The 7,297-nt window shown below is 36.2% G+C and carries 10 protein-coding genes; 8 read left to right on the plus strand and 2 right to left on the minus strand.

Annotation, left to right across the window (positions count from 1 at the left end):
• The first annotated feature begins 5 nt into the window (after positions 1–5).
• The 6 genes from truA to CQZ94_RS25355 all read left to right on the plus strand — a co-directional run bounded on the left by truA (position 6) and on the right by CQZ94_RS25355 (position 4,336).
• Positions 6–749 (plus strand): tRNA pseudouridine(38-40) synthase TruA, encoded by a 744-nt coding sequence (truA, locus tag CQZ94_RS25330; protein WP_105587644.1) that lies wholly within the window; start codon positions 6–8, stop codon positions 747–749.
• Between the two features lie 152 nt (positions 750–901).
• On the plus strand, positions 902–1,339 hold the full coding sequence (rplM, locus tag CQZ94_RS25335; protein WP_001260795.1) for a 50S ribosomal protein L13: 438 nt from the start codon (positions 902–904) through the stop codon (positions 1,337–1,339).
• A gap of 21 nt (positions 1,340–1,360) precedes the next feature.
• Complete coding sequence (rpsI, locus tag CQZ94_RS25340) at positions 1,361–1,753, plus strand: 30S ribosomal protein S9 (RefSeq protein ID WP_002009728.1); 393 nt, start codon at positions 1,361–1,363, stop codon at positions 1,751–1,753.
• Between the two features lie 162 nt (positions 1,754–1,915).
• On the plus strand, positions 1,916–2,344 hold the full coding sequence (locus tag CQZ94_RS25345) for a DUF2521 family protein (protein WP_002113330.1): 429 nt from the start codon (positions 1,916–1,918) through the stop codon (positions 2,342–2,344).
• 66 nt (positions 2,345–2,410) lie between these two features.
• Complete coding sequence (cwlD, locus tag CQZ94_RS25350; protein ID WP_105587637.1) at positions 2,411–3,124, plus strand: N-acetylmuramoyl-L-alanine amidase CwlD; 714 nt, start codon at positions 2,411–2,413, stop codon at positions 3,122–3,124.
• Between the two features lie 144 nt (positions 3,125–3,268).
• Positions 3,269–4,336: an Mrp/NBP35 family ATP-binding protein gene (locus tag CQZ94_RS25355; RefSeq protein WP_105587639.1), complete on the plus strand. Its 1,068-nt coding sequence runs from the start codon at positions 3,269–3,271 to the stop codon at positions 4,334–4,336.
• 50 nt (positions 4,337–4,386) lie between these two features.
• Here CQZ94_RS25355 and gerD read toward each other — a convergent pair whose 3' ends face one another.
• Entirely contained in the window at positions 4,387–5,004 is a 618-nt protein-coding gene (gerD, locus tag CQZ94_RS25360; protein WP_105587641.1) for a spore germination protein GerD, read from the minus strand.
• 139 nt (positions 5,005–5,143) lie between these two features.
• Here gerD and kbaA point away from each other — a divergent pair, with 139 nt between their 5' ends.
• A complete protein-coding gene (kbaA, locus tag CQZ94_RS25365; protein ID WP_105587642.1) occupies positions 5,144–5,755 on the plus strand; it encodes a KinB signaling pathway activation protein KbaA in 612 nt (203 codons plus the stop codon).
• A 125-nt stretch (positions 5,756–5,880) separates the two neighbouring features.
• Here kbaA and pdaB read toward each other — a convergent pair whose 3' ends face one another.
• Positions 5,881–6,645: a polysaccharide deacetylase family sporulation protein PdaB gene (gene pdaB, locus CQZ94_RS25370; RefSeq protein WP_105587643.1), complete on the minus strand. Its 765-nt coding sequence runs from the start codon at positions 6,643–6,645 to the stop codon at positions 5,881–5,883.
• Between the two features lie 193 nt (positions 6,646–6,838).
• On the opposite strand from pdaB, the gene CQZ94_RS25375 reads away from it, so the two are divergent.
• Positions 6,839–7,057 carry a hypothetical protein gene (locus CQZ94_RS25375; RefSeq protein WP_033656695.1) on the plus strand — a complete coding sequence of 73 codons (219 nt, stop codon included), beginning with the start codon at positions 6,839–6,841 and terminating at the stop codon, positions 7,055–7,057.
• The last annotated feature ends 240 nt before the right edge of the window (positions 7,058–7,297 follow it).

Consider the following 7,297-nt stretch of genomic DNA (forward strand, 5'->3'; position numbering starts at 1 on the left):
GAGAAATGGAAAGAATAAAATGTACAGTTGCATATGATGGCATTCATTTTTGTGGTTACCAAATTCAACCACAGCATCGTACTGTTCAACAAGAAATAGAGAAAGCATTGCAGAAGTTGCATAAAGGAGAACTTGTTCGTGTGCAGGCATCAGGCAGAACGGATTCTACCGTTCACGCCAAAGGACAAGTGATACACTTTGATACACCTTTGTCTCTTGAAGAGTGGCAATGGAGTAATGCTTTAAATACAATGTTGCCGGATGATATTGTTATCAGGCAGGTAGAGAAGAAAACAGAAGAATTTCATGCACGTTACGGTGTCGAGAAAAAAGAATATCGCTATCGTGTATTATTATCAAAGACTGCGGATGTATTCCGTAGAAATTACGTATATCAATATCCATATCCGCTCGAAATAAACTCTATAAGAAAAGCGATTCCTTATTTTATTGGAACGCATGACTTTACTTCTTTTTGTTCGGCAAAAACTGACAAAAAAGACAAAGTGCGAACAATTTATGAAATCGAATTAATTGAGCAAGACGATGAATTAATTTTTCGCTTTGTAGGTAATGGATTTTTATATAATATGGTCAGAATTATTGTTGGCACGTTACTTAGCGTAGGCCAAGGAAAGCTTGATCCTGATAGCATTCCAGAGATTTTAGCGAAACAAAATCGCCAGTTTGCTGGAAAGATGGCTCCAGGTCATGGACTTTACTTATGGCAGGTAAACTATAACAACTAATCCTGGTGTAACATTTGCTTGACATTAGAAACTCAAAAGTATATCATAACATATGGTATTGTTTCTAAAACCACGATTAGCCCCGGAAGGAAATCGTGTTTAAGATAAACAATAGATTTTTTCTATGGAAAAGATAACGAGGAGGGAAACACATGCGTACGACTTTTATGGCAAAAGCTAACGAAGTTGAGCGTAAATGGTATGTGGTTGATGCTGAAGGTCAAACTTTAGGTCGCCTGTCTACTGAAGTAGCATCCATTTTACGTGGTAAAAACAAACCTACATTTACACCACACGTTGACACGGGTGATCATGTAATTATTATTAACGCTGAGAAAATTCATTTAACAGGTAATAAATTAAACGATAAAATTTACTACCGTCACACTAACCACCCAGGTGGGCTTAAGCAAAGAACAGCTCTAGAAATGCGTACAAACTACCCTGTACAAATGTTAGAGCTTGCAATTAAAGGCATGCTTCCAAAAGGACGTTTAGGACGTCAAGTGTCTAAGAAATTAAACGTGTATGCTGGAGCAGAGCATCCACACCAAGCACAAAAACCAGAAGTTTACGAACTTCGCGGATAATTAATTAAAGGAGGGCTTACTTTGGCACAGGTTCAATACTATGGCACTGGACGTCGTAAGAGTTCAGTAGCGCGCGTACGCCTAGTTCCAGGCGAAGGACGCGTTATCATTAACGGTCGTGATTTTGAAAACTATATCCCATTTGCTGCATTACGTGAAGTAGTGAAACAACCTCTAGTTGCAACAGAAACTTTAGGTAACTACAATGTACTTGTAAACGTAAATGGTGGTGGATACACTGGTCAAGCTGGTGCTATTCGTCACGGTATTTCTCGCGCTTTATTAAAAGCTGATCCAGAATACCGTCTAACATTAAAACGTGCAGGTCTATTAACTCGTGACGCACGTATGAAAGAGCGTAAAAAATACGGTCTTAAAGGCGCACGTCGTGCACCTCAGTTCTCAAAACGTTAATTTTTGCGAACTTCAAACCCCAACCATTTTGGTTGGGGTTTTTTTATGTTTAATTCTTCTTTTGTAATTTTTGTAGCTTGGAATATTTTAGTGCTACGGTCCTGCGTATGCTTCTTCTTTAGAAGTTTAGACTAATACGTATTAGGGAGGTTTATAAGTACTATGAATGTCATTGTCAGCTTACAAGAAAAACAAAAAGAAAAGCAGTTAAAATATGAGCGGAAGATGCTGCGAGAATTATCATTAAAAACATTGCGTTCAAATATTCGTGATGCCTTTCAGATGCAAGAACTTCATCGTCAGTATGAAGATTATTGTATTGAATTAGGGATAGAATCTTATTTATTAGGAGCGAGATACAGTAAATTTGGTTATCATGGTGAATCATTCTTTGATGTGAAATATAGGGCTTTAGAAGAAGAACAACAATTAACTGAAACGTTATTTCAATTTTTAACGAGTATGACTATACGTGAAATTAAGTTGCAAGACGAGGAATTGCTTTTTGAATCTTGCCAGCAGTTTATCGGCTTGTGGTGGCAGGAAGGGTATGAAAAAGGCGAAAGAAGATATCGATTAAAGCTACACTAAGACAAGCATAAACTTTCCTCTTGTCCCATATAAGTAATTAGAGGGACTAGCTGGAGGAGGAAAGGTATGAAGAGAATTCGAATTATCTCTTTTGCGCTCGCTGCGGTTGTTTTGTTTTTTTTAGTTAAACAAGAATTTCAAATTACAAAATCGTGGCGAGCTTGGAATTTACCCTTATCAGGGAAAGTGATTGTACTAGATGCTGGGCATGGTGGGCCAGACGGAGGGGCTGTTGGTGGAAAGGATATTGTAGAAAAAGATATTACGCTTGAGATTACAAAAAAGGTACAAGATTATTTACAAGAACAAGGTGCTTTAGTTATTTTAACGCGTGAAGGAGATTATGATTTAGCTAATAAAGATACAAAGTCATATAGTAGACGTAAAGCAGAGGATTTAAAAAGGCGTGTTGAGATCATTAATAAGCCTGATGTAGACTTTTTTGCGAGTATTCATTTAAATGCCCTAACTAGTAGCGGATCCAAGGGGGCACAAACGTTCTACTATCGTTCTTCGATTGAAAATGAACGGGCTGCGAAATTTATACAAGCTGAATTGAGAACAAGCTTAGAAAATACGAATCGTTCTGCTAAAACAATTCCTCACGTGTATTTATTGAAGTATGCCAAAACACCAGGTGCTTTAATTGAGGCAGGCTTTTTATCAAATGTGAATGAAAGATATATGTTAAATTCGGAGAAATACCAACAAAAAGTAGCGGCTGCAATATATCGTGGTATATTACGTTATTTTACGGAAAAAGGAAATCCTCCAGAATAAGGAGGATTTTTTCGAGTTTCTCTCGTTAACGAAGTTTTCCGAAAATATGTTATACTGGAAATGTAAACGCATTTATTTCAAAAATAAAGAGAGAAAAATTTAATTAACATTACGTTATTTTTCATACAGGGGGCTGGGCTAATTATGGTAACAAAAGAGCAGGTAGTGGAAGCATTGGAAGGGATTGTAGATCCGTTTATACATAAAACGTTAAAAGAAACAAATGCAATTAAAGAGGTAACAGTCAAGCCTGAGAAGGAACATGTAAGTGTTAAAATTGCAATTGTAAAGACGGGTACAGCGGAACAAATGCAGTTGCAGTCTGGAATTGTAAAGTTAGTAAAAGAACTTGGAGCAGCAACAGTTGGACTTCGTTTTGCAGAATTTACAGAAGAGGAATTAGCTCAGTTTGCAGCACCGCAAGAGGAAGAGAAAAGTGAATCCTTATTATCACCGAACTCAAATACAACATTTTTAGCAGTGGCAAGTGGAAAAGGTGGAGTAGGGAAATCGACTGTTTCTGTTAACCTTGCAATTGCTTTAGCTCGTTTAGGAAAAAAGGTTGGTATCATTGATGCGGATATTTACGGTTTTAGTGTACCGGATATGATGGGTATAGAAAAACGTCCAATCGTAAGAGGCGATAAGATAATACCGGTGGAGCGTCTAGGCGTGAAAGTAATCTCAATGGGATTCTTTGTAGAAGATAACGCACCTGTTATTTGGAGAGGACCGATGCTTGGGAAAATGTTAAATCACTTTTTCACAGAAGTAGAATGGGGTGATTTAGATTACTTAGTATTGGATCTACCACCAGGTACGGGTGATGTTGCTCTAGATGTACATTCGATGTTGCCGGCTTGTAAAGAGATTATTGTAACAACGCCGCATCCAACAGCGGCATTTGTAGCAGCGCGCGCTGGAGCCATGGCTTTACGTACGGAGCATAGTATTCTTGGCGTTGTTGAAAATATGGCGTATTTTGAAAGTAAAGCAACTGGTGAAAAAGAGTATGTGTTTGGAAGAGGTGGAGGAGATAAATTAGCTACGGAACTTCAAACGGATATACTTGGCCGAATTCCACTTCAACAACCTGATTGGAATAAAGAGGACTTTGCGCCGTCGGTATATGAAGATACACATACAACGGGTCTTATTTATCGTACGATAGCTGAGACAGTTATTGATAAAACAGCTGTTACACAAAAATAAAGTAGTAATGAGTGGACAATATATACATTGTCCGCTCATTACTATAATTTTTATTGTTGTTCTTTGTTCCCATCTTGAGAACCACCTTCACTACCTGCGCCTTTCTTATCAGACCCACCTTTTTCGGCTTTTTGTACACCTTTACTAATGATGTCAATCATCTTAGCTTGGAAGAGTGGACTTTCGGCAGTTTCGGTTAGTACTTGCTGTAAATATTGACGATATTCTTTACTCTTCATTGTTTGTAACATAATTTTCTCTACTTCAGGATTTTTCATAATCTCTATAACACCTGATTGGTATTCAGGATCTTTTAGTAAAGTTTTCATTAAGTTTGTTTGTTCTTTTCCCATACTTTTAGCAAATTTCGATGAGAATTCAGGGTCTTTAAAGAGCTTTTCCCAGAATTGTTGCCCTTTTTCAGATACCATTGCATCTTCAATTGTTTTCTTTACTACTGTTTCATCTAGTATGAGTGCTTGTTTCATTTTTTCATCAGTTAATACATCTTGAATCGCTTTTTTTCCTTGATCGGTTTTTAAAATATCAACAATCATTTTTTTTGTTTGATCATAATCCAGTTCGGATTTTGCTTCTTTTTCTTGTGCACATGCCACTAGTGCTATAAATAGAAAAGAAGAAATCAAAACGAGCAGCATCCGTTTCATAAGTTGGAGCTCCTTTCAGCAAAGTTCTCTTTTTTTAATATAAATCTCTTTAAAGAATTTATACATTAACATGGCTAGCTTTTTGAAATTGTCATTGATACAATTTAATTAGAAATATAAGAATAATGGGGGATGTGTTGTGAATAGCCGCAAGTGGGTACGACTATTTTTTACGACGTTGTTTCTTGGTGGGATTAGCACAGTCTTTATTGGTTTTGTTTTAGAGTGGGACAAGTACGCTAAATTTTTTCAAAATTTCGACGGAAAAGAGATTTTAGCAATTTCTTTTTGGTTGATGGGCGTAGGATTTATTTTTAGTGTTATAAGTCAAATGGGGTTCTTTGCGTATTTAACGATCCATCGTTTTGGATTAGGGATGTTTCGGTCATCTTCTTTATGGAATACAGTGCAACTTTTCTTTATTGCGTTTGTATTGTTTGATTTCGTTTATTTAAGGTCAGTACTTATTGCAAATGGGGAAGTTTCATTAGGGAATAACATACTTGTTGCTGGGATGTTATTTGTGTTTGGGGCAATTGTCGCTTATATAAAGAGTAAAGAAACGAATAAAAAAGCATTTGTTCCCGCTCTGTTCTTTATGGTCGTTGTAACAATTCTTGAATGGGTACCGGCGCTCCGGATTAATGATACAGATTGGTTATATTTAATGGTGATACCACTTCTATTATGTAATGCATATCAGTTACTTGTATTGCATCGTTTAATTGGACAAAAGAGTAAGTCAGCTTAATGAGGAGAGTGGATTTTTAATTATCCAGATTCTTATCGTCTGTAAATACTAGGATAAAAAAAGCTCTGCTATCTTAACGAAAGATAGCAGAGCTTTTTATGTGTGAAGAACCGTGTAGAAAGGAACTATTTAATATCTTCACTTTTTGTACTTGTGTTGGAAATAAGTTGTGATACAGATGTTTGTTCATATCCGTCGCTCTTTAATTTTTGTAAGAGTAATGGTAAAGCCTTATTTGTTTGAAGGGCAGAATCAGAAGCATGTAATAAGACAATATCTCCCCCCTTTAAATTGCTAGAGACTGTGGAAATGATTTTATTTACGCCGGGATTTTTCCAGTCATTTGAATTGTTGCTCCAATGAACGATGGTGTATCCGAGTGATTCCGCTATTTTAAGAGTTGTTTTGTTAAAATCGCCACTAGGTGGACGTAATAGCTTGACTTGTTTTACGCCAAGTTTCGTAAAAACATCTTGTGCCCGCAAAAGATCTCTTCGTATTTCATTTGCTTCTAGTGAAGTGTAGGATGTGTAATTATAGCCCATACTACCAATCTCATGTCCATCTTTCATGATGCGTTCGACAATATCAGGGTGTCTTTCAGCCCATGCAGCAGAGAGAAAGAAGGTTGCATTCTTAATTTCTCTTTCTTTGAGGGTATTAAGGATTGGAATAGCTTTTTTGTCTCCCCAACTAATGTCAAACGTGAATGCAACTTGTTTTTTTGCAGTGTCCCCTTTGTAAATCACTTTAGGGCCAGTAGCAGTTTTAAAAGCAGATTCATGTGAATATGTTTTTAAAAAGAGTAGCCATGCTGTAAATAAGGAAAGTACGACTATTAAGCTAATGTGTTTAAATGTTCTTTTACTCGTAATAAAAAAGAAAAACATAATATTACGCCCCTTTGTCCAATCCTGTTCAGTTACATATATGCTTTAAATTTAAAAAAGAGAACAAGGGATTAATATCGTAGGTGGTGGATATAATGAGTGATAGAATTTTGTTTTTTGATGATACATTATTGATAATTGAAAATGAGTAGGGCGTTTATCGGTACACGTAAGGAGTTATTGGGGTGATAATTTGCTTGGGATTATGTTGACGAAGGAAGAGAGAAAAGAAATGGAATACATACTGAAGAGAGAGTTAGAGGAACTTTTATTTGATTTTGAAGATGAGCGTATACATAGCGTTGTAAAAAAGGCGATGGAAGAAAGGTATAAAATCATTTTTTGTTTATTTCGGAGAGTTGCTAATAGGGAAGAATGTATTCGTTATGTAAGAAAAAGAATTTTTTATTAAAAAGTATTGACTTTAAGAGTAAGTATATGATAAATTAATAAACGTCGCTGATGCAGAAACGCAGAAAACGGCAAAAAAGAAATTGAAAAACTTAGTTGACATCGAAAAATGAAGATGTTAACATAAGGAAGTCGCAAATGAGCGACCAAGTAGTTCTTTGAAAACTGAACGAAACAAACAACGTGAACGTCAATTTTTATTTTTAGATGCTAGACAAACTAACTTTATTGGAGAGTTTGA

The organism is Bacillus sp. MYb209 (genome assembly GCF_002975175.1).
Classification (GTDB): Bacteria; Bacillota; Bacilli; order Bacillales; family Bacillaceae_G; genus Bacillus_A.